Raw genomic sequence first — 20,597 nt, 5'->3', positions numbered from 1 at the left:
ATGCAGACACGCATTCGTCATAAGCAACGCGCGCTGCCACGCCTTGTCGCAACCCTGCGCTCAGGCGCGCGTCACCATCCACACGATCGTCTCGGCCAACTCACGCTGCGCCTGCGCCGCGGTGATGTCGCCGTTCACGGCGGCATACGACAACCCTTCCGCCGCGCCCAGCATTCCCCACAACCCAACCGACGGCAGCGACTGATCACGCGCGAACGGCGCGAGCAGCGCGCGGCACTGCTCGAGGAACACCGTCTCGTACTCGCGCTTGACGCGCGCCAGCTCCGGCGAGCCCGCCAACGCCGCCACCACATCGGGAATTTCGCGTCCCTGGGTCTGCACGCACGCCACGTAGGCCTGCGCGATCACCTTGGCTTTTTCCTGCAGGGTCGGGCCGGCGGCAGCCAGTGCCGTCTGCAGCACCACGTCCTGGCGCGCGTCGAAATCGCGGTACAGGGCGGCGAGCAATCCGGCGCGGGTGCCGAAATGGTCGTACACCACCGGCTTGGTCACGCCGGCGCGCTCGGCCAGCCGCCCCAGCGTCAGCGCATCGGTGCCCTCCTCGCGCACCAGTCGCCACGCCTCGGTCAGCAGTTGCTGCTGGCGGTCGGCGCGGCTCAGCCGACGGCGGGGTGCGGCATCCGGAGGTTCAGGCAGGCGGCTTGACATGACTATATACCAATCGTAACTTACTGGATGTAACTTACCAAAAGTATACACCCTCCCCCGTCAGCAGGATTCCCCCATGCACACCCTGATCGTCACGTCGCATCCCAGCCCGGATTCCCTCACCCACGCCGTGGCCGCTCACATCCGCGACGGGATCACCAGCGCCCACCCCACCGCGACCGTCGAAATGGCCGACCTGGCCAGCGAAGGCTTCGACCCGCGCTTCACCCGGGCCGACCTGGACGGCCACCAGCGGCGGCAGCCGTTCCCCACCGACGTGTTGGCCGAGCAGGCCCGACTGGACCGTGCCGACACGCTGGTGTTGGTGTTTCCGGTGTATTGGTGGGCGATGCCTGCCCAGCTCAAGGGCTGGATCGACCGGGTCTTTTCCAACGGCTGGGCCTACGACGACAGCAGCGGCCGCGTGCAGAAGAAGCTCTCACGCCTGCAGGTGCATCTGGTCGGCCTCGGCGGCGCAGACCAGCGCACGTGGACCAAACGCGGGTACGAGACCGCCATGAAGACCCAGATCGACACCGGCATCTTCGACTACTGCGGCGCACCGGTGGTGTCGTCCACGTTGCTGCTGGAAGTTGACACCTCCGCGCCGGACGCGCACCTGGAGGCCAGCGCGGCACTGGGCCGCGCCATCGCCGCGCGCTGATGCACGGCGCGCTGCAACGTCACGCCGCCCCGGCCGCTCACTGCCGGAACGACGCACTCACTTCGCTGCGGCCTGCCACGCCGCCACCTTGGCACGGGTCTGTTCCAGCAGCCCATCCAGTGCCTTGCGGTCGTACACCTGGCCACGCAGCAGCACGGTGTCGATGCGCCGGGTGGCGGTGATGTCCTGCAGCGGGTTGGCGTCCAGCAGGACCATGTCGGCGGCCTTGCCCGCCGCGATGCCGCCATAGCGATCCAGCGCCCCGAACCACGACGGCCCTGCCCGCGTTGCCGCCGACAGTGCCTGCGCAGGGGTCAGGCCTTCCTTGACGAACAGGCTCAGTTCGTCGTGCAGGCCGATACCGGGATAGTTGAACGAGTTGAGGAAGCCGGCATCGGTGCCGGCCATGATCGTGACCCCGGCCTGCTGCAGCATCGGCAGCACCGCGGCTACCTGGTGATACTCGCGATGACGCGCCTCGATCTGCGCCGGCGTCGCCTTGGCGGCGCGCTCGACGCGCCAGGCGTAGGTCGCCTGCAGCTTCGGCCCGATGTAGGCAAGGTAGGGATCGTTGGCATGGTCGTCCTGGTCGAGGAAATCCAGGATGCGCCCGCCATTTAGCGTGGGCGTGACGTATACGCCCTTGGCCGCGAAGCCGCGGTAGGCCGCCATCGCCGTGTCCCGGTCGAAGCCGGCGTCCAGCTGCCGATTGGCTTCGGCGCGATCAATGCGCTTGTCCGCGAAGGCTGCTGCAATCTCCGCTTCGTTCTTGACCCCGGCCTTGTACGCATAGTCCAGGTGCTCGATGGAGCTGATGCCGGCGTCCACTGCCTGCTGCACGGTCAATGCCATCGGAATGTGGCCCGAGGCACGCAGCCCGTTGGCACGCGCACCGCGCACCGCCGCCAGGAACAGGTCCGGGCTCAGCGTGCTGTCGGTGATCTTGACGAAATCGACCTTGTCTTCCTTCAACCGCACGAAGGCCGCATCCAGGTCAGCCTGGTTGCCGACCTCGATGGTGCCCTTCCAGACCGGCTTCACTCCTTCGATCTTGGCGCCGGAGGTGAACAGTTGCGGCCCCATCAGGCTGCCGTCGCGGATCTGCCCCCGCCATTGCAGCACCTGCGCGGGGAGATCGCCGGAGGCATCCCGGATGGTGGTGATGCCATGGGCGATGTACAGCGGCAGCAGCGCCTTGTTCTCTTCAATCAGCTCCGGGCCGCCGCCGAAATGCACGTGCATGTCCCACAGACCGGGAATCAGGTAGCGGCCTTTGGCATTGACCTGGCGCGGCGCCCGCCACTGCCGCGCGATTGTCTTGTCCTCGCCAACAGCGATAATGTCGGCGCCGCGCACCACCACGCTCTGGTTGGACTGCGTGCGGGCATGCTCCACATCGACCACCGTGGCCTGGCGGATGATCAGGTCGGCCTGCTCGGCGGAGAAGGCCGGCGCAGCCAGCATCAACAGGGTCGGAAGCAAGGCGCACAGCGAGGGTTTCATTGGCGGGGCACGATCAGGGAAGTCAGCGCCACCATACGGCGCTGGCGATGACATGCACCAGTTAAATCTCAGCATGTTCGACATGCAGCAATCGAATGCAAGGCACTGCCCGGCCGCGTACGCGGCCGGGCAGTGCCGGCAACCTTAAACCTCGCCCTGCATCGCCGGACGGGCCTGCAGCTGGCCCAACCACTGCTTGACCTGCGGATGCGCCTCGACGTCGGCCCCGAAGTAAACGCCGTAGCCCACCACCGACCCCACCACCAGATCGACCAGCGAGTACGCCTCGCCCAGCATCCATTCACGCCCTGACAGCCGCGCCTCCAACAGATCCAGCAGCTCGTTGACCCCGGCCAGTGCCGCAGCGGCGTGCTCATGGCTGCGCAACGCCTCGTCGCGGGTGGCCAGCCACAGCCGGTTCAACAACGCGGCATAGGTCACGTAGGCCCAAGTGGTCCACGACAGCGCCTCCAGGCGTTCGGGCGTACCGTCCTGCGGCCACAGCCCCTGCGCTACGCCATGCTGCGCGCCCAGCCACTGCAGGATGGCCAGGCCCTCGAACAACGGCGTGCCATCGACCACCAGGCACGGCACCTTGCCATTGGGGTTGATGGCCAGGTACTGCGCCGTGCGCTGTTCGCCGGTGCGGATGTCGATCCGGACGCGTTCATGGGGCACGGCCAGTTCGGCGAGGGCGCAGGCGACCGGGGTGGCGCTGGACATGGGGTGCCAATAGAAGACGAGGGACATGCGGAACTCCGTGTGGTTGGACTGGATGGACGGTGCTGCCGCGCGGGCCTTGCACCACACCCACAGGCTAGCCACCATTGAGGACACCTTCTGTCCGCGATCGTCGCGCACACTGCCGCCATGCTCACCGCCTCGACCCGCCTGCTCAGCCTGCTGTCCCTGCTGCAATCGCGGCCACACTGGCCCGGCACCGCCTTGGCAGAGCGAACCGGGGTGCATCCGCGCACCCTGCGCCGCGACATCGACCGCCTGCGCCAGCTGGGCTACCCGATCCAGGCCAGCAGCGGCGTGGCCGGCGGGTATGCGTTCCGTGCGGGGCGCGCCCTGCCCCCACTGCTGCTGGACGACGACGAAGCCCTCGCCACGGCCGTGGCCCTGCGCACCGCCGTGACCGGCACCGTCAGCGGCATCGAGCAGACCGCGATCACCGCGCTGGTCAAGCTGGAACAGGTCATGCCACCGCGTCTGCGCCGGCGGCTGGATGCACTTGGGTCGGCGATCCTGCCGCTGGGTCCTTCCGGCCCGGTGGTGGATGCCGGACTGCTGGCCGTGCTGGCGGGCGCCTGCCGCGACCAGTTGCAGCTGCACCTGGCCTACGCCGACCGCAACGATCAGGCGAGCCAGCGCCGGGTGGAACCGCAAGGCGTGGTGCATACCGATCGGCGCTGGTATCTGGTGGCCTGGTGCACCACCCGGCAAGACTGGCGCACCTTCCGCATCGACCGCATCACCGCCGCACCGGTGGTCGGGGCGCACTTCAGCCCGCGTGCGGGCCCGGGCGATGGTGACTTGCGCACCTGGGTGGCCCAGTCGCTGTCGCTTGCCCAATCCAGCGAACCGGCGCGGATCATCCTGCACGCGCCGTTGGCCGCGATGCGCCGACAGATCCCCGACACGGCCGGACAACTGGAACACGTCGACGCGCAGCGCTGCCTGCTGCGCTGTAGCGCCAACCCGGTGGGCGCCATCGTGTACTGGCTGATGGCAATGGATCTGGAATTCGAGGTGCTGGGTCCGCCGGAACTGCAGGACAAGCTGCGCGATGCCGGGCAACGGGTGGCCCGCAGCCTGGCACGCAGCGGCGGCTGAGACGCGCCGCGTTTGCCGCCCCCACGGCGCCATGCTAGAACTCCAGCCCCTGCCAGATGCGGATGGCACCGTGACTTCCCCCGCCACATCCAATCGCAGCCTGTTCGACCTGGACCTGCTGCGCGCCATCGTCACCGTCGCCGACTGCGGCAGCTTCACCACGGCGGCCGCGCGCCTGCATTCCACCCAGTCGACGATCAGCCAGAAGATCCGCCGCCTGGAAGACATGGCCGGACATCCGCTGTTGGTGCGCGGCAATCGCGAAGTGCACCCCACCGATGCCGGGCAGACCCTGCTGGGCATCGCGCGGCAGATGCTGGCCCTCAATGAGCAGATGCTGCAGGCGCTGGCCGGGGCGACCGTGGCGATCATCGTGCGCCTTGGGGTGCCGGAGGATTTCGTCAATGCCCGCACCACCCGCCTGCTGGCCAGCTTCAATCGCCGCCACCCGCAGGTGAAACTGGAGGTCACCAGCGGATTGAGCCGGGACCTGGCCAATGGCTACGACCACGGCGAACTGGACCTGGTGCTCATCAAGCAACGCCGTAACAGCCGGCAGGCCGTGGCCTGCTGGCCCGAGCCGATGCGCTGGATCGACAGCGCCCGCAGCCCCTGCATCGGCCTGGACCCGATCCCACTGGTAACCTTCCCGCCGCTCGGGTTGTACCGCGACGATCTGATCGCCGCCGTCGAGGCCATGGGCCGACGCTGGCGCATCAGCTTCACCAGTTCCAGCCTCAGCGGCATCCAGGGCGCGGTTGCCGACGGCATGGGCATCAGCCTGCTGCCCGCGCGCGCGACCATCAGCGACCATCGCGTGCTCACCCGGCGACAGGGCCTGCCGCCGGTGGAAAGCATGGAAATCGCCCTGCTGCATCGGCCCAACGCCGATCCGCTGGTGGGTGAACTGGCCGCACGCTTCGCACGGCTGCTCGATCGCGAACGTCGCTGAGCACTGCGCGCGGCACGGGGTTGAGTGACAGCGATCCGACTGGATAGTGACGGCGCTCGCGATCTGGCCATAGGAATCGTCGCAATTACGCAAGGAAGCGGCATTGCCGCACAGCCAAGCGAGGAGAATTCCGAAACACTGTCGCTAGCGTGCTTTCCTTTGTCCAACAGCAAACAGATCCCATGAGCGGACAGGCCACCCCCTGCACCCTGAAGATCGCCCTGCTCGACGACCACGATGTTGTCCGGCACGGCAGCTTCGTCCACCTTTCCTCCGACCCCCGGTTCGACGTCGTCGGCAGCCACGCGCGCAGCGACGAGCTGATCAAAACACTGCAACGCACGCCCGTGGACGTGGCGGTGGTCGACTACACGCTGGGTAGCGATGACCTGACCGGCAACGACCTGCTGGCATTGCTGCGGGACCGCTTTCCCGCCGTGCGTGTGCTGCTGTTCACCGCCCACGCCAGCCGCGTGCTGCTGTCGTCGGTGCTGCGCGTCGGCGCGGCCGGCATGGTGACCAAGACCGAGCGCCTGGATGCCCTGTCCGACGCCGTCGCCGAGGTGGCCAATGGCCACTGCAGGGTGCCGGCCGAGTTCGGCGAGGCAGGTCCCGACGTCACCCTGTCACGCAGCGAACGCGATGTACTGCGGCTGTGCCTGTCCGGCCTGACCGTGAGCGAGATCGCCCTGCACCGCCATCGCAGCATCAAGACCATCAGCACCCAGAAGCACGCCGCGTTCCGCAAGCTGGGCCTGCGCAGCGATCGCGACCTGTTCACCCTGCGCCCGCAACTGGCACCGCTGTGAACGGGCACTGGCACGTCCTGCTGGTGATCGCCCTGTTGGCCGCACCGTTGCCCGCTGGTGCGGCCCCTGCACCCCGCACGGTGCGGGTAGCGCTCGACCCGGGGCAGTACCGCACGCTCTCACGCGAGGCCATGCCGGGCCGCCACGCCAGCCTGGCGCACGGCTACGCCGCACTGGTGACGGCGCACACCGGGCTGCACTTCGACGAGCACATGGAGCCCTCCAGCCGGGCAGCGGTGCAGGCGTTGTGCGATGAGCGCGCCGACCTGATGCTGATGGTCGGCCTGCCCGAGCAGCCGCCGTGCGCGCTGGCCGCCTCGCCCGCCTACTACCGCGGCGAGGCGCTGCTTGCCAGCCGGCACGCGCAGCGGGCGCAGGTGGTGCTGGGCGACGGCGCGCCCCATCGCATCGCCGTGGTCCGTGGCAGCCGCTATGGCAGCTGGCTTCGCCGGCACTACCCACAACTGCAGGTGATCGCGGTGACCGACCTGCCCGATGCGTTGTCGGCGGTGGAGAACGGCGTCACCGACGCCGCGGTGGGGCTGGACGTACTGATGCGGCCATTGGCGCGCCGGGAGTTCGGCAGCCTGCTGCTGCAACGCGCCCCCGACGACCTGCCCGCAACGATCCACCTGGTGGCGCGCGGCGCAGATGACGGCATGATCGCTGAGATCGATGCGGCGATGCAGGCCATCACCCCGCAGCAGCATGCCCAGATACTGCAGCAGCTGGCCCGAAACACCTATCTCAGCATTCCGCCACTGGGCACCTTGGTCCGGCACTACCAGTGGCAGGTGCTGGGGGCTGGCGCGCTGCTGTCATTGCTGTTGGCCGCCACCTTCTGGTTGTTGCGGACCCAGCAGTCCGCCCAGCGCAACGAGCGCCGCCAGGCGCGCTTCATTGGCGTGATGAGCCACGAGGTGCGCAATGCCGCCCAGGCGCTGGTGGCGTCGGTGGATCTGCTGAGCCAGTCCGGCCTGGATGCCGGCCAACGCCAGTTGGTCAACGCGGCGCGCGCCGCCGGTACCGGCCTGCGCCACCTGCTGGGCCACGCACTGGATTATTCGCGGATGGCCGCCGGGCAGTTCCAACCGGCGCCGGACTGGCACGACGTGCAGCAACTGGCCAATGACTGCCTCGCCGCGGTGCGCCCGAGCGTCCACGCCAAGGGCCTGCACCTGGACCTGACACTAAGCCCGGACCCGCTGCCACCGCTCTGGATCGATGCCGCCGCCCTTCGCCAGATCCTGAACAATCTGCTCGGCAATGCACTGAAATTCACCGCGCAGGGCCGTATCGATGTCGCGGTGTCGGTGCAGCGGCGCGCCGGTGGCGCCGAGCTGCAGCTGACCATCCGCGACACCGGCATCGGCATTCCCGCCGAACACCAGGCCAGCGTGTTCAAACCCTTTGCGCAGTCCCATGCCGACCACGCGCCGGATGCGGGTGGCACCGGGCTGGGGCTGTCGATCTGCCACGATCTGGTGGCCGCCCTGCAGGGTCGGATCACACTGCACAGTGCGCCCGGTCAGGGCAGTCGTTTCGACGTCTGCCTGCCCACCGCGGTCCGGCCGCCGCTGCCGGCTGCACCTCCCGCCCCGCTTGCAGGCCGCACCCTGCTGCTGATCGAAGACCACCGACTGAACCGGACCTTCGTCGCGCGGCAGTTGCGCGCGCTCGGCGCCACGGTCCAGACGTGCGGCGATGCTGCCAGCGCCCTGCGCGCGCAGCGTGCCGCGCCCAGTGCCGTGGTGTTGATCGACTGCGACCTGAAGGACATGAGCGGCTATGAGCTGGCGACCCGGCTGCGCGATGCCGAAGCCCTGCAGCCCGGTCCGCCGGCATGTCTGTTGGCGTTCTCCGGCTCCAGCTCGCCTGCGCATGTGCAGCGTTGCCGTAGCAGTGGCATGGACGCGGTGCTGTACAAACCGCTGGACCCGGCGCAATTGCTGGCAGTGCTGGATGTGGAGATCGCGCCGGGGTCGGGCGGCAGCCACGCCGTGGACAACGACGACCCGATGTGGGCGTCGTATGTGCAATCTCTGCAGGAGGAGGTGTGTGCGTTGCAGCAGGCGCGCGACCAGCGACAGATCGCCGCGCTGCGCCGCCATGCCCATCGGCTGGCCGGGGTGCTGCGCATGCTGGGACGCGAGACGCTGGCCGATACCGCGGCAGACCTGCACGAACTACCGCTGGATGCGCCCAGCGACTGGGACGAAGCGGACCGGCTGCTGGCCCACCTGCGTGCGCACGCCCACGCCCACGCCCTGCAGCGTGAGCATCCTACTTGAGCTGCAACGGATACCGCTGCCACAGCACGTGCACCAGAAACCCGGTCAGTTCCGGATCCTTGCTGGTGATCGCCGCGCGGATCTTGTCCAGCAGCACCATGTCGCTGCAACTGCGCACATCGGCGTGATCGGCCTGGCCGGCGCGACGCGCACGGTAACGTGCCGCGCGCTGTGCATCGGTCATCGCATAGCCGAACGTGGGCGGACGGCCGCGCTTGCGCGGCAGCATCAGCTCCAGGGTGCCGGGGTCTTGTTCATCGCGCATGACGGACGAAGATGCAAACGGGGGCGCGCACCATATCGTGAGACATCACTTTAATCCAGCCTTTTGCGCGGTTTTCTGCGTTTTGCTTTCAGCGCGTCGCTTCGGCAAGGCGCGCGCCCAGCCATACCAGCAGCATCCCGCCCACCAGGGTGACGCCCAGATACAGCGGCACCAGTGCGCCGCGCCCGGCACGGGCGAACACCAGCGTTTCCATCATCAGGGCCGAGAACGTGGTGAGCCCGCCCAGCAGCCCCACGATCAGGAACGCGCGCCAGTACGCCGCCTGGCTGCCGCGACTCTGCAACCACATCATCAGGTAGCCCGCGGCGAACGCGCCGACCAGGTTGGCGGTCAACGTGCCCCACGGAAACCCGTGACCGAACTGGCGAAGCATCGCGTCACCGATCATGAAGCGCAGGGCCGCGCCCAGCGCACCGCCAGCCATCACCAGCCCCAGTTGCTGCCACCAGAGGGTAAGGCCGTCCATCATTGCCCGCCCTTGTCGGCGCGGGCCTGTTCACGCGCGGCGCGCAGCCGGTCCAGCTTTTCCTTCAGCTTGATTTCCAGCCCGCGCGCGACCGGCTGGTAGTACACGCGCTCGCCCAGCGCATCCGGGAACCCGGTCTGGTCCAGCGCGATACCCCCTTCCACGTCGTGGTCGTACTGGTAGTGCGCGCCATAGCCGAGGTTCTTCATCAGTTTGGTCGGCGCGTTGCGCAGGTGCAGGGGTACTTCTTCGGTGCCGCTGTCGCGGACGTCGGCCTTGGCCTGGTTGAAGGCGGCATAGCCGGCATTGGACTTGGCGGTGCTGGCCAGGTACAGCACCAGCTGGGCGAAGGCCAGCTCACCCTCCGGGCTGCCCAGCCGCTCGTAGATGTCCCAGGCTTCCAGCGCCATCGACTGCGCGCGCGGGTCGGCCAGGCCGATATCCTCGATCGCCATGCGGGTCAGGCGCCTGGCCAGGTAGGACGGGTCGCAGCCGCCGTCCAGCATGCGCGTCAGCCAGTAAAGCGCGGCGTCGGGGTTGGAGCTGCGCACGGATTTGTGCAGCGCCGAAATCTGGTCGTAGAACTGCTCGCCGCCCTTGTCGAACCGCCGGGTGCGGTCGGCCAGCACCTGCTGCAGCATGTCCGGCGTGATCGTGCCGCCGTCGCCGCCGGCCAGTTCCGCGGCAATTTCAAGCAGGGTCAGTGCGCGGCGCACGTCGCCATCGGCAGCGGTGGCGATTTCCAGCAGCGACTCGGCCGCCACCTGCACCGGCTCGGCCGCCAGCCCGCGCTCGGCATCGTCCAGCGCGCGCTCCAGCGCCTCCACGATGTCGGCCGGGGACACCGCTTCCAGCACATGCACGCGGCAGCGCGACAGCAGCGCCGAGTTCAGTTCGAAGGACGGGTTTTCGGTGGTGGCGCCGACAAACACGATGGTGCCGCGCTCGATGTGCGGCAGAAAGGCATCCTGCTGGGCCTTGTTGAAGCGGTGCACCTCGTCCACGAACAGCACCGTGCGGCGCCCGTCGGCGAACCGCTGCGCCGCCTCGGCCAGCACTTGGCGCACCTCGGGCAGCCCGGACAGCACCGCCGAGATCGCACGGAATTCGGCATCGGCGTAGTGCGCCAGCAGCAGCGCCAGGGTGGTCTTGCCGCAGCCTGGCGGTCCCCACAGGATCATCGAGTGCACGTGCCCGGACTCGACCGCGCGGCGCAATGCACTGCCGGGCGCGAGCAGGCGCTTCTGGCCCACCATCTCGTCCAGCGTCTGCGGGCGCATCCGCTCGGCGAGCGGACGCATGTTGTCCCGATCCACGGTCAGCAGATCGGGCCCGTTGAATGTCGTTCGGTTTCTGGCCACGCGCCTATTCTACCGTGGCCGGCCATGCATCGACCTGCCCGCAGCGCCGGGATATGCCCGGCAGCCGTTCGCGCGCGGCCACGAAGCCGGGCAGAGCCCGGCTCTACGTCGCTGCCTTTCGCACGTACCTACCAAGCCGGGCAGAGCCCGTCTCTACGTCGCTGCCTTTCGCGCGTACCTACCAAGCCAGGCAGAGCCCGGCTCTACGTCTCTGCCTTTCGCGCGTTCCTACCAAGCCGGGCAGAGCCCGGCTCTACTGGCCGATGACGTCGGTGCCCTTGGGCGGCACGAAGGTGAAGGTGCCCGCGGCGAAGGACGGGTTGCGCTTCCAGCCGGTGAAGGTGATCACCGTGCGCTGACCCACGGCATCCACCACTTCCATGCGGGCCAGGCCCTGCGCATTGAAGCCAAGCGCGGCGTACTGGAAGGCGGTATCGGTCTCACGCTTGGGGCTCAGCGCCAGCCACTGCAGGCCGTCACGGGCGGCCGCTTCTTCACTGACGTCGTACTGCTTGTCCAGCAGTGCCGGGTTGATCAGCGCGGTCAGCGGGCTGTTCTGCTCTTCGGCACCCTGGGGGCGCACCGTGGCCTGTTCCAGGTCCTTTTCATACACCCAGACCTTCTTGCCGTCGGCCACGATCAGCTGTTCGTGCGGCTTGATGTACTCCCAACGGAACAGGCGCGGCGCCGACAGCGCGACCCGGCCACTGGTGTTTTCCTTGACCTTGCCCTTGCTGTCGAACACCTGCTGGCTGAACTGCCCGTCCAGGCCCTTCAGGCCCTGGGTGAAGCGGTTGAGCTCATCACGGGCGCCGGCCCAGGCAGACGCTGATCCCACGCTGGCCATGACCAGGGTGGCGGCAACCAGGTAGCGACGGAAAGTGGTGTGCATGCGCGGTATCCGAACAGATGGGAAGGATGGAGAGCAGTGTGCCCAGCCAAAGCTGAATGGGCGATCAGGGATAGTATGCGCCCCGCCGCCGCGCCCGCCTATCCACTGCGCCGTCAGGGGCCGGCCTGGACCGTCTTCAGGTCGCCATACACCACCTGCCCACGGAAGCCACGCCGCACCTGCTGGTAGAGCGCGCGGAAAGCGATGTAGTCCTGCGGCTGGCATAGCGCCTGCGGACCGCGCACCGCCCGTTGGTGCAGGCGATGCCGGGCAATGACCACCTGGCCGTCGCGGGTCCAGTCGAGCTGGTATTCCCCGGCGGCGTTGCGGAACTGCTGGCTGCGCGGGATGGCCACGATCGGCACGCCGGCCGGGAACCGCAGCCGGTAGCTTTCCTCGCGCAGGCTGTCGGTGCAGTAGAACGGCGTGTCGTTGCCCGGCGCCGAGGTGGTGGCGTAAATGTCACGGAACGACTCGCCACCGGGCGCATCGGGCAGCGGCATGCCGCCGACTACGCTGAAATCCACGTAGTCGCTGGCGTGGAAATCGTAGCGGTAGTTGAACGGCCGGGTCAGGTCCTGCGGGTCGCCCAGCAACGTCAGCGCACCACTGCCGTCAAAGCCGGACGAAGCCATGATCGACTCCTCCACGCGGGCGCGGTTCTGAGCATTGAGCCGGGCGAAGGAGGCGCGCATGCCGATCTCACTGATTTCGCTGGGCTGCTGCACCGTCTGCCCGCCGAGGTTGCCGGCCGCATCGAAACGGAAGTCCACCTCCAGCCCGTTGCCGTTGCGCGCGGCATCGTTTTCCGGGGTGCGCGCCACGGTGCCCTGGCGGGTCAGCAGCACCGGCGCGCCCAGGTCGCCATCGGGCAACTGGCCAAAGCGCGCGTAGGCGCTGGTGGAGTCCAGGTACAGGTCGAACTCGGGAATGTAGGTGATGGCGTGGTTGAAGCGCCCCAGCAGGGGAATGGCCGGCAGGGTCGGCCCGCCGCCGGCGCCGATCAGCACCGGCGTGCTCTGGATGCCGCGCGCGGCCAGCAGGGCCTCCAGGATCACGACGTGGTCCTTGCAGTCGCCGTAGTGGTTGTCGAGGATGCTCTGCGCCGGGTTCGGCTCCAGCCCGCCGTTGCCCAGGTACACCGCCACATAGCGGATGTTCTGCGAGACCCAGCGGTACAGCGCCGCCGCCTGTTCGCGGCGGTCGCCGATGCCGGCGGTGAGCTGGTCGGCCAGCGCCTGGATGCCCGGCGTGACCTTTGCCGCCTCGCCGCCCTTGAGCTGGTAGGCGCGGGCCACCTGGGCCCAGTCGCGGTACGTGCTGGCCATGATGTTCGGGCTGAACTCCCAGGCGGCCGCCGACCAGTTCTGCGTCTGCATCGGCACGCGACGCTGGTAACGCCACTGCCAGCGGGCCTGGCCATTGCGGATCGTCGGCACATCGCTGCCCTGCACGCCGCGCTGCTGCACGAACATCGGCATGGTGGCCGGCGCCGACAGCGTCACCTGCGCATCGTCGTACTGGGTGAACACGCTGAAGGTCTCCCACAGACCGAAGTAACCGGGGAAATAGGGCGTGTTCTGGGTGCGCCGGGTCTGGTAGACCACCCGGGTGCCGGGCGCCAGGTTGGGGAACACCACCACCCGCACCTTGCGGTCGGCATACATGGCGGCGGCCGCACTGGAGTAGCTTTCCTGTGTGTAGATGCGATCGGCCGGCACGTCGCGGCGCTGGCCGTCGGCGGTCAACGTGTAGGCCGCCAGCACCTCCAGCGTTTCCATCTTCTCGCTGTAGCTCAGGCGCACCTGGCTGAACTGCTCGACCGCTGCCTTGGTCTTGAGCAGGATCTCGTACTCTTCGGTCTGCACGTTGCCCGCATCGGGCCGCACGGCATAGTCGGCGCGATAGCGTACGAAACTGTAGTTGTTGCTGGCCTGCGCGTCGGCGCCCTGCCCTGTAGGTGCCGCGGCGGCCGGGGATGCGGCAGGCACTGCCGGCGTCACGCCGGCATGCGCGGCGGCTGCGACCAGGGTCAGTCCACCCACCATCAACCAGAGCATCGGCTTCATTGCGCTTCCTTGGGACGGGGGTGCCGGTGACGGAGCCCGGCGAGGCCTTGGTTGGGTGTGTCGCCGGGTGCGCGCACCCGAACGGAGCCGGGTGATGACGCGGCCGGGACAGCCCGGGGATGGAGCAGCCGGGCAGAGCCCGGCGTTACTTGGGCGGCGGCGGCGCCAGCACGCTGCGGTCGCCGTTGTGTTCGGGCGGGCTGACCACGCCGGCCATCTCCATCGCTTCGATCAGGCGAGCGGCGCGGTTGTAGCCGATCTTGAGCCGGCGCTGCACGCCGGAGATCGACGCACGACGGGTCTCGGTGACGATGCGCAGCGCTTCGTCGTACAGCGGGTCGGACTCATCGCCGGCACTGCTGCTGGCTTCGGGCAGGCCACCAGCCCCCACCACCACGCCGTCGCCCATCATCTGCACTTCGTCCAGCACACCGCTGATGTAGTCGGCCGGGCCGCTGGCCTTGAGGTGCTCGACCACGCGATGCACTTCCTCGTCGGACACGAACGCGCCGTGCACGCGATCCGGCAGCGCGGTGCCGGGCGGCAGGTACAGCATGTCGCCGTGGCCCAGCAGCGTTTCGGCGCCGGACTGGTCCAGGATGGTGCGCGAATCGATCTTGGAACTGACCTGGAAGCCGATGCGGGTGGGAATGTTGGCCTTGATCAGGCCGGTGATCACGTCCACCGACGGGCGCTGGGTCGCCAGGATCAGGTGGATGCCGGCTGCACGCGCCTTCTGCGCCAAACGTGCGATGAGCTCTTCGACCTTCTTGCCGACGATCATCATCATGTCGGCGAATTCGTCGATGAAGATCACGATGAACGGCAGCGTCTCCAAGGGGCGCGGGGCTTCGCCCAGCTCCGGGTTCGGCTTGAACAGCGGGTCCATCATCGGCTGCCCGGCGTCCTCGGCGTCCTTGACCTTCTTGTTGAAGCCGGCCAGGTTGCGCACGCCCACCGCGCTCATCAACTTGTAGCGCCGCTCCATTTCTGCCACGCACCAGCGCAGGCCGTTGGCGGCTTCCTTCATGTCGGTCACCACCGGCGCCAGCAGGTGCGGGATGCCCTGGTAGACGCTCAGTTCGAGCATCTTCGGGTCGATCATCAGCATCCGCAGGTCTTTCGGCGAAGCCTTGTAGAGCAGGCTCAGCACCATGGCATTGACTGCCACCGACTTGCCCGAACCGGTGGTGCCGGCCACCAGCAGGTGCGGCATACGCGCCAGGTCCGCCACGGTCGGGCGCCCGGCGATGTCCTTGCCCAGCGCCAGGGTCAGCGGACTGGCCGACTTGTCGTACTCCTTGGAGCGCAGCAGTTCGGACAGGTAGATCATCTCGCGGGTGACGTTGGGGATTTCCAGACCCACCACCGACTTGCCCGGAATCACATCGACCACGCGCACCGACTTCACCGACAGACCGCGCGCGATGTCCTTGTCCAGGGAACTGATCTGGCTGACCTTGATGCCCGGCGCCGGCTCGATCTCGAAGCGTGTGATCACCGGGCCGGGGTACGCGCCCACCACCTGCGCCTCGATGCGGAAGTCCTTGAGCTTGAACTCGATCTGCCGCGACAGCGTTTCCAGGGTGTCTTCGTCATAGCCCTTGGGCTGCGGCTTGGGATCGTCCAGCAGCGCCAACGGCGGCAGGTCCGAGCCATCGCCATTGACCCCGCGGAACATCGGAATCTGGGTTTCGCGCTTGGCGCGGTCGCTCTTTTCAAGCACCGGCTCGGGGCGCGGCTCGATCTTGACCGGCTCGCGCTTGGCGCGCACTTCGGCATCGACCTTGCGCACTTCCTGGCGCTCCTCGCGCATGGCGCGGGTCTGCTGCCACTCGGTGGCCTGCTCTTTCTTCTTGTTGAACAGTGGCGGCAGCGCCAGCACCCAGCGCCCGATCTTCTCCATCACCACGAACCAGGAGATGCCGGTGGCCAGCGTGATCGAGGCCAGCAGCAGCACCAGCACGAACAGGTTCGCGCCGAGCGCGCCGAAACCGGCACTGAGTGAATTGCCCACCAGCCGCCCCAGAATGCCACCGGCATGCGCCACGTCGCCGGTGAACAGCCGCACGTGCAGGAAGCCGGTACCGGCGATCAGGAAGCCGACCAGGCCCACCAGGCGCAGTGCCGGGTCCAGGTCATGCTCGCCCTTGCTTTCGCGCTTGAGGCCGAACATCGCGATCCAGGCCAGCGCGCCGAGCACGATGGGCAGCACGAAGGCGATGTAACCGAACAGCTGCAGCAGCACATCGGCGATCCAGGCGCCCACGCGGCCGCCCATGTTGTGCACCGGGGCCACCACGCTGCCGGTATGCGACCAGCCGGGATCGGCAGCCGAATACGTGAACAGACTGGCCACCAGATACAGCAGCGCAGGGGCGATCGCGATCAGGCCGAGGTCGCGCCACAGCCGTTGGCGACGCGGGTTATCGGCAGGCGCAGGCGCGGCTGCCGCTTTGCGCGACGGTTTGCTGTCGGGAGACTTGGATCGTTCCGGGAGCCGCTTCGCCACCTTAGACCACACCTTGGGAATGCACTGTTAGTGCTTGATAATAAACGACTGGCAGGCACCCCGGTAGGTGTCGACCACGGGGCGACGCGCCCATCCGGCGCGTGCCATGTCAAAACCCCGGCACGGGGACCATCACACGCCCTGCGGGTTGCGCCGTTCCACCGTTCACCTTGAATCGCCCTGCCCCTGCCGCCACTCTATGACCTGTCCCGGACGTCCCGCAATGCACCGCCGGCGCCCCACCCTGTCACCTTTACGCGAGTCTACATGAGCAATTCCACGCCCTCCCGCCACCAGAAGCTCGTCATCCTTGGCTCCGGCCCGGCCGGCTGGACCGCCGCCGTCTACGCCGCCCGCGCCAACCTCAAGCCGGTGGTCATCACCGGGCTGCAGCAGGGTGGCCAGCTGATGACCACCACCGAAGTGGACAACTGGCCGGGCGATGCACATGGCCTGATGGGTCCGGACCTGATGGCGCGCATGCAGGCCCACGCCGAGCGCTTCGAGACCGAGGTGATCTTCGACCACATCCACACCGCCGACCTGGCCCAGCGCCCGTTCAGGCTGATCGGCGACAGCGCCGAATACACGTGCGACGCGCTGATCATCGCCACCGGCGCCACCGCCAAGTACCTGGGCATCCCGACCGAAGAGGAGTTCAAGGGCCGCGGCGTGTCCGCCTGCGCCACCTGCGACGGCTTCTTCTACCGTGACCAGGACGTGGTCGTGGTCGGCGGCGGCAACACCGCCGTGGAAGAGGCGCTGTACCTGTCCAACATCGCCCGCAAGGTCTATCTGGTTCACCGCCGCGACACCCTCAAGGCGGAAAAGATCATGCAGGACAAGCTGTTCGCCAAGGTTGCCGCGGGCAAGATCGAGACCGTGTGGCACCACCAGGTGGACGAAGTGCTGGGCAACGAAGCCGGTGTCACCGGCGTGCGCGTGAAGTCGACCCTGGACGGCAGCACCCGCGACATCCAGGCCCACGGCTTCTTCGTGGCCATCGGCCACCACCCCAACACCAGCCTGTTCGAGGGTCAGCTGACCATGAACAACGGTTACCTGGATATCCGCTCGGGCCTGGGCGGCAATGCCACCCAGACCTCGGTGGAAGGCGTGTTCGCCGCCGGCGACGTGGCCGACCAGCACTACCGCCAGGCGATCACCTCGGCCGGCTTCGGCTGCATGGCCGCGCTGGACGCCGAGCGCTACCTGGACGCGAAGGGCATGGCCAGCTGATCCCGGCCACCTTCGCATGACACCGAAAGGCCGGCGCGGAAGCGTCGGCCTTTTTCATGGGCCACCGCCGCACGCCCGCTTCGCACCACTCTGCCCTATCCTCCCCACATGCCCGATCCACGTTTCCTGCATCGCCTGTCCGATGTCCCCGCCACGGCCTGGGATGCCCTCCACGACGGCAGCAACCCGTTCGTCAGCCATGCCTTCCTGTCCGGCCTGGAAGACCATGGGTGCCTGCGTCCGGAATGGGGCTGGCGACCGCGCCATTTCACGCTGTGGGACGGCCACACGCTGGTCGCCGCCCTCCCGGGCTACCTGAAGGACAACTCGCACGGCGAGTTCGTGTTCGACCACGCCTGGGCCAACGCCTACGCGCGTCATGGCCTGGACTACTTCCCGAAGTGGCTGGGGGCGGTGCCGTACTCGCCGGTGACCGGGCCGCGCCTGCTCGCGCGCGGCGATGCCGACCGTGCCGTGCTCGCCGAGCGGCTGCGCACTGAAGTGGCGCGCATGGGCTGGTCGTCGGCGCACATCAACTTCCATCCCGCCGATGAGGACGCCGCGTTCGGACCCGACTGGATGCTGCGCCAGGACATCCAGTTCCAATGGCACAACACCGGCCAGTGGAGGGACTTCGACGCATTCCTTGCGGCGATGAACCACAAGCACCGCAAGAACATCCGCCAGGAGCGCGCCAAGCTGGCGCGTACCGGCGTGGCCTACCGGATCGTGCATGGCGACGAGGCGAGCGAGGAGGACCTGCTGGCGATGCACCGCTTCTACCTGCAGACCTTTGCCGAGTACGGCAATGCACCGGCGCTCACGTTGCCGTTCCTGCGCCACCTGGCTGCCCGGATGCCGCGCCAGCTGGTGATCTTCCTGGCCGTGATCGACGATGCGCCCGTGGCCGGCGCGCTGTGCCTGCGCGGACCCGACACGCTGTATGGGCGTTACTGGGGCGGGGCCACCCTGCCCGGGCTGCATTTTGAAACCTGCTACTACCAGGGCATCGAATACTGCCTGCGCGAAGGCCTGGCCCGTTTCGAGCCCGGTGCGCAGGGCGAGCACAAACTGGCCCGCGGCTTCCTGCCGCAGACGGTGCGCAGCCGCCACTGGGTCGCCGAGCCCGCCTTTGCCGAAGCACTGGCCGACTGGTGTGGGCACGAGCGCGACGAGGTGGCGCGCTATGCGCAGACACTGTCCGCACACAGTCCATTCAAGTCCGAAGACCCGGCATGACCCGCCGCCTGCCCTGGGCGCTTGATGCGCGCGCCGACGCCCCCTTCCCTCCTGCCGAAACCGCGCTGCGCGAACCGGACGGACTGCTGGCCGTCGGCGGCGACCTGACCCCGGTACGCCTGCTCAACGCCTATGCCGGCGGCGTGTTCCCGTGGTTTTCCGACGGGCAGCCGCTGCTGTGGTGGTCGCCAGACCCGCGCATGGTGTTCCGCACCTACGGCGTGCGCCTGTCGTCGCGGTTCCGCCGCAGCCTGCGCGCCAACCCCTGGGTAGTACGTGCCGATACCCGCTTCGCCGAGGTGATCGCCGCCTGTGCGACCAGCTTTCGCCCGGGCCAGGACGGTACGTGGATCACCGATGCGATGCGCGAGGCATATGTGGCCCTGCACCGGATGGGGCACGCGCATTCGGTGGAAGTGTTCGAGGGCGAGCGGCTGGTGGGCGGCATCTACGGCGTGGCGATCGGGCAGATGTTCTTCGGGGAGAGCATGTTCAGTGCGGCCAGCGGCGGCTCCAAGGTGGCGTTGGCCGCCTTGGCCCATCATCTGGCACAGCGGGGCTGGCCGTTGATCGATGCTCAAGTGGAGAACGATCACCTGCTGAGCATGGGCGCCGAACATTGGCCGCGTGCGCGCTTCCTGGCGCTGGTGCGGGAGCAGGTGCGCCGGGATGCACCGGCCGGCAGCTGGACGGAGCGGTTTGGGGAGATGGCCGCTGCGGCGCTGGCGTAGCCGAGATCCTGGGGAGGCGGCCAGCGGCCGGCACTAACGGTCCGTAAATCGCGTTGCGGTGGCTGCGGCGAGGCGGTGAATGGCCGGTAAACCGGGCCGCTTAACGCAAACTTTGCATGAACGGGCGAACCCGCGTAAAATGCCCGCTCTTAAGGCCAGCTCGGCCGTTTACAGAACTGCACAGGACTACATGTCGAAAGACGACTCCATCGAGTTCGAAGGCACCGTCAGCGAGACGCTGCCGAACACCACTTTCCGCGTACGACTGGAAAATGGGCATGAAATCATCGCCCACATCTCCGGCCGCATGCGCAAGAACTACATCCGCATCCTGACGGGCGACCGTGTCAAGGTCGAAATGACGCCCTACGACCTGACCAAGGGTCGTATCACGTACCGCATGAAGTAAGCGGTTCGGGGCGGCTTCCCAACAGAAGCCCCGCCAGAAGGCCAGCCAGGAGCTGGCCTTTTTGCGTGGCCGCGATAAAGCGGCCAGACCCTGCCAAGCGGCACCCTGACCCTGTGCACCCTGACATCGGTAAGGCTGCCTTGCCGCAGATTCGCACTGGCACCTCCCGCGGCACGCTGGTTGTCGATCCAATCCGGATCGCCATCCCCCGGCCCCTGCCATGAAGACCTTGTCCCTGCTCAGCCTGCTGGCCTGCACCTGCCTTGCCACTGCGGTCCAGGCCGCCGAACCGGCGCCCGCAACCGATGCCGCGTGCATCTCCCTGTCGGCCGACCAGCAGATCGTGCGCGCAGGCGCCGATCGCAACATCCTGCTGCGCAACGCCGACCAGCACTACATCGTGCATTTCAAGGACAGCTGCAGCAGCGCCGCGCAAACCTCCGACCTGCGCTTTGTCACCCCCGAACGCGACGGACAGCTGTGCGGTGGCGGCGTAAGCAGCCTGCGCACCAAGTCGCAGAAGTGCGTGGTCCGTGAGGTGGAGACGATCACGGTCCAGGAATTCACCTCGCGGGCGCGCGCGCGTCGCTGACCGCAGGAAGGCGGACATGAAAAAGCCCCTTGCGGGGCCTTTTCATGTACCGCCTGCGGCGTCACCGCAGCAGG

At 67.9% G+C, this 20,597-nt stretch carries 19 protein-coding genes; 10 read left to right on the top strand and 9 right to left on the bottom strand.

Annotated elements, in window-relative coordinates; all coding sequences use genetic code 11:
- Positions 1–60 precede the first annotated feature (60 nt).
- Positions 61–669: a TetR/AcrR family transcriptional regulator gene (locus GQ674_RS08760; protein WP_159496737.1), complete on the bottom strand. Its 609-nt coding sequence runs from the start codon at positions 667–669 to the stop codon at positions 61–63.
- Positions 670–745: 76 nt separating this feature from the next.
- Between GQ674_RS08760 and GQ674_RS08755 the strand changes: the two genes are divergently transcribed.
- Entirely contained in the window at positions 746–1,333 is a 588-nt protein-coding gene (locus tag GQ674_RS08755) for an NAD(P)H-dependent oxidoreductase (RefSeq protein ID WP_159496736.1), read from the top strand.
- Between the two features lie 57 nt (positions 1,334–1,390).
- Here GQ674_RS08755 and GQ674_RS08750 read toward each other — a convergent pair whose 3' ends face one another.
- Both GQ674_RS08750 and GQ674_RS08745 read right to left on the bottom strand, forming a co-directional pair.
- The gene (locus GQ674_RS08750; RefSeq protein ID WP_159496735.1) at positions 1,391–2,836 is read right to left on the bottom strand and encodes an amidohydrolase family protein; all 1,446 of its coding nucleotides are present in this window, start codon (positions 2,834–2,836) and stop codon (positions 1,391–1,393) included.
- A 144-nt stretch (positions 2,837–2,980) separates the two neighbouring features.
- The gene (locus tag GQ674_RS08745) at positions 2,981–3,586 is read right to left on the bottom strand and encodes a glutathione S-transferase family protein (protein WP_159496734.1); all 606 of its coding nucleotides are present in this window, start codon (positions 3,584–3,586) and stop codon (positions 2,981–2,983) included.
- 120 nt (positions 3,587–3,706) lie between these two features.
- Between GQ674_RS08745 and GQ674_RS08740 the strand changes: the two genes are divergently transcribed.
- The 4 genes from GQ674_RS08740 to GQ674_RS08725 all read left to right on the top strand — a co-directional run bounded on the left by GQ674_RS08740 (position 3,707) and on the right by GQ674_RS08725 (position 8,727).
- Positions 3,707–4,675 (top strand): YafY family protein, encoded by a 969-nt coding sequence (locus tag GQ674_RS08740; protein ID WP_159496733.1) that lies wholly within the window; start codon positions 3,707–3,709, stop codon positions 4,673–4,675.
- Between the two features lie 70 nt (positions 4,676–4,745).
- Positions 4,746–5,627, top strand: a complete 882-nt coding sequence (locus tag GQ674_RS08735) for a LysR substrate-binding domain-containing protein (RefSeq protein WP_236546229.1) — start codon at positions 4,746–4,748, stop codon at positions 5,625–5,627.
- 182 nt (positions 5,628–5,809) lie between these two features.
- Positions 5,810–6,436: a response regulator transcription factor gene (locus GQ674_RS08730; protein ID WP_159496731.1), complete on the top strand. Its 627-nt coding sequence runs from the start codon at positions 5,810–5,812 to the stop codon at positions 6,434–6,436.
- Positions 6,433–8,727: an ATP-binding protein gene (locus GQ674_RS08725; RefSeq protein WP_159496730.1), complete on the top strand. Its 2,295-nt coding sequence runs from the start codon at positions 6,433–6,435 to the stop codon at positions 8,725–8,727. Before GQ674_RS08730 ends, GQ674_RS08725 begins: the two co-directional genes overlap by 4 nt.
- Here the strand turns inward: GQ674_RS08725 and GQ674_RS08720 are convergent.
- The 6 genes from GQ674_RS08720 to GQ674_RS08695 form a co-directional block, all read right to left on the bottom strand.
- Positions 8,720–8,992, bottom strand: a complete 273-nt coding sequence (locus GQ674_RS08720; protein WP_137189459.1) for a hypothetical protein — start codon at positions 8,990–8,992, stop codon at positions 8,720–8,722. The genes GQ674_RS08725 and GQ674_RS08720 overlap by 8 nt on opposite strands.
- Positions 8,993–9,080: 88 nt before the next feature.
- Positions 9,081–9,479, bottom strand: a complete 399-nt coding sequence (gene crcB, locus GQ674_RS08715) for a fluoride efflux transporter CrcB (protein WP_159496729.1) — start codon at positions 9,477–9,479, stop codon at positions 9,081–9,083.
- On the bottom strand, positions 9,479–10,780 hold the full coding sequence (locus GQ674_RS08710; protein WP_236546228.1) for a replication-associated recombination protein A: 1,302 nt from the start codon (positions 10,778–10,780) through the stop codon (positions 9,479–9,481). The genes crcB and GQ674_RS08710 overlap by 1 nt, the downstream gene beginning before the upstream one ends.
- A gap of 313 nt (positions 10,781–11,093) precedes the next feature.
- Complete coding sequence (gene lolA / locus GQ674_RS08705) at positions 11,094–11,732, bottom strand: outer membrane lipoprotein chaperone LolA (protein ID WP_159496727.1); 639 nt, start codon at positions 11,730–11,732, stop codon at positions 11,094–11,096.
- Positions 11,733–11,845: 113 nt separating this feature from the next.
- The gene (locus GQ674_RS08700; protein ID WP_201290234.1) at positions 11,846–13,801 is read right to left on the bottom strand and encodes a DUF3857 domain-containing protein; all 1,956 of its coding nucleotides are present in this window, start codon (positions 13,799–13,801) and stop codon (positions 11,846–11,848) included.
- Between the two features lie 145 nt (positions 13,802–13,946).
- Positions 13,947–16,313 (bottom strand): DNA translocase FtsK, encoded by a 2,367-nt coding sequence (locus tag GQ674_RS08695; protein WP_159496726.1) that lies wholly within the window; start codon positions 16,311–16,313, stop codon positions 13,947–13,949.
- A gap of 267 nt (positions 16,314–16,580) precedes the next feature.
- Here GQ674_RS08695 and trxB point away from each other — a divergent pair, with 267 nt between their 5' ends.
- The 5 genes from trxB to GQ674_RS08670 all read left to right on the top strand — a co-directional run bounded on the left by trxB (position 16,581) and on the right by GQ674_RS08670 (position 20,523).
- Positions 16,581–17,552, top strand: a complete 972-nt coding sequence (trxB, locus tag GQ674_RS08690) for a thioredoxin-disulfide reductase (RefSeq protein WP_159496725.1) — start codon at positions 16,581–16,583, stop codon at positions 17,550–17,552.
- Positions 17,553–17,660: 108 nt separating this feature from the next.
- Positions 17,661–18,791 carry a GNAT family N-acetyltransferase gene (locus tag GQ674_RS08685; RefSeq protein WP_159496724.1) on the top strand — a complete coding sequence of 377 codons (1,131 nt, stop codon included), beginning with the start codon at positions 17,661–17,663 and terminating at the stop codon, positions 18,789–18,791.
- Positions 18,788–19,522: a leucyl/phenylalanyl-tRNA--protein transferase gene (gene aat / locus GQ674_RS08680; protein WP_159496723.1), complete on the top strand. Its 735-nt coding sequence runs from the start codon at positions 18,788–18,790 to the stop codon at positions 19,520–19,522. Before GQ674_RS08685 ends, aat begins: the two co-directional genes overlap by 4 nt.
- 190 nt (positions 19,523–19,712) lie before the next feature.
- Entirely contained in the window at positions 19,713–19,931 is a 219-nt protein-coding gene (gene infA, locus GQ674_RS08675; RefSeq protein WP_005409596.1) for a translation initiation factor IF-1, read from the top strand.
- A 220-nt stretch (positions 19,932–20,151) separates the two neighbouring features.
- Positions 20,152–20,523, top strand: coding sequence for a hypothetical protein (locus GQ674_RS08670; RefSeq protein ID WP_159496722.1), 372 nt, complete (start codon positions 20,152–20,154; stop codon positions 20,521–20,523).
- Positions 20,524–20,597 lie beyond the last annotated feature (74 nt).

Source organism: Stenotrophomonas sp. 364 (genome assembly GCF_009832905.1).
GTDB lineage: Bacteria > Pseudomonadota > Gammaproteobacteria > Xanthomonadales > Xanthomonadaceae > Stenotrophomonas > Stenotrophomonas maltophilia_AP.
This window is presented reverse-complemented; position numbering and strand designations above follow the sequence as displayed.

Coding starts and splice junctions, on each gene's coding strand:
- GQ674_RS08710 (WP_236546228.1), bottom strand. CDS start 10,780: ATGCGTCCGCTCGCCGAGCGGATGCGCCCGCAGACGCTGGACGAGATG.
- GQ674_RS08700 (WP_201290234.1), bottom strand. CDS start 13,801: ATGAAGCCGATGCTCTGGTTGATGGTGGGTGGACTGACCCTGGTCGCA.
- GQ674_RS08730 (WP_159496731.1), top strand. CDS start 5,810: ATGAGCGGACAGGCCACCCCCTGCACCCTGAAGATCGCCCTGCTCGAC.
- GQ674_RS08760 (WP_159496737.1), bottom strand. CDS start 669: ATGTCAAGCCGCCTGCCTGAACCTCCGGATGCCGCACCCCGCCGTCGG.
- GQ674_RS08740 (WP_159496733.1), top strand. CDS start 3,707: ATGCTCACCGCCTCGACCCGCCTGCTCAGCCTGCTGTCCCTGCTGCAA.
- lolA (WP_159496727.1), bottom strand. CDS start 11,732: ATGCACACCACTTTCCGTCGCTACCTGGTTGCCGCCACCCTGGTCATG.
- GQ674_RS08750 (WP_159496735.1), bottom strand. CDS start 2,836: ATGAAACCCTCGCTGTGCGCCTTGCTTCCGACCCTGTTGATGCTGGCT.
- GQ674_RS08685 (WP_159496724.1), top strand. CDS start 17,661: ATGCCCGATCCACGTTTCCTGCATCGCCTGTCCGATGTCCCCGCCACG.
- GQ674_RS08720 (WP_137189459.1), bottom strand. CDS start 8,992: ATGCGCGATGAACAAGACCCCGGCACCCTGGAGCTGATGCTGCCGCGC.
- infA (WP_005409596.1), top strand. CDS start 19,713: ATGTCGAAAGACGACTCCATCGAGTTCGAAGGCACCGTCAGCGAGACG.
- trxB (WP_159496725.1), top strand. CDS start 16,581: ATGAGCAATTCCACGCCCTCCCGCCACCAGAAGCTCGTCATCCTTGGC.
- crcB (WP_159496729.1), bottom strand. CDS start 9,479: ATGGACGGCCTTACCCTCTGGTGGCAGCAACTGGGGCTGGTGATGGCT.
- aat (WP_159496723.1), top strand. CDS start 18,788: ATGACCCGCCGCCTGCCCTGGGCGCTTGATGCGCGCGCCGACGCCCCC.
- GQ674_RS08670 (WP_159496722.1), top strand. CDS start 20,152: ATGAAGACCTTGTCCCTGCTCAGCCTGCTGGCCTGCACCTGCCTTGCC.
- GQ674_RS08755 (WP_159496736.1), top strand. CDS start 746: ATGCACACCCTGATCGTCACGTCGCATCCCAGCCCGGATTCCCTCACC.
- GQ674_RS08745 (WP_159496734.1), bottom strand. CDS start 3,586: ATGTCCCTCGTCTTCTATTGGCACCCCATGTCCAGCGCCACCCCGGTC.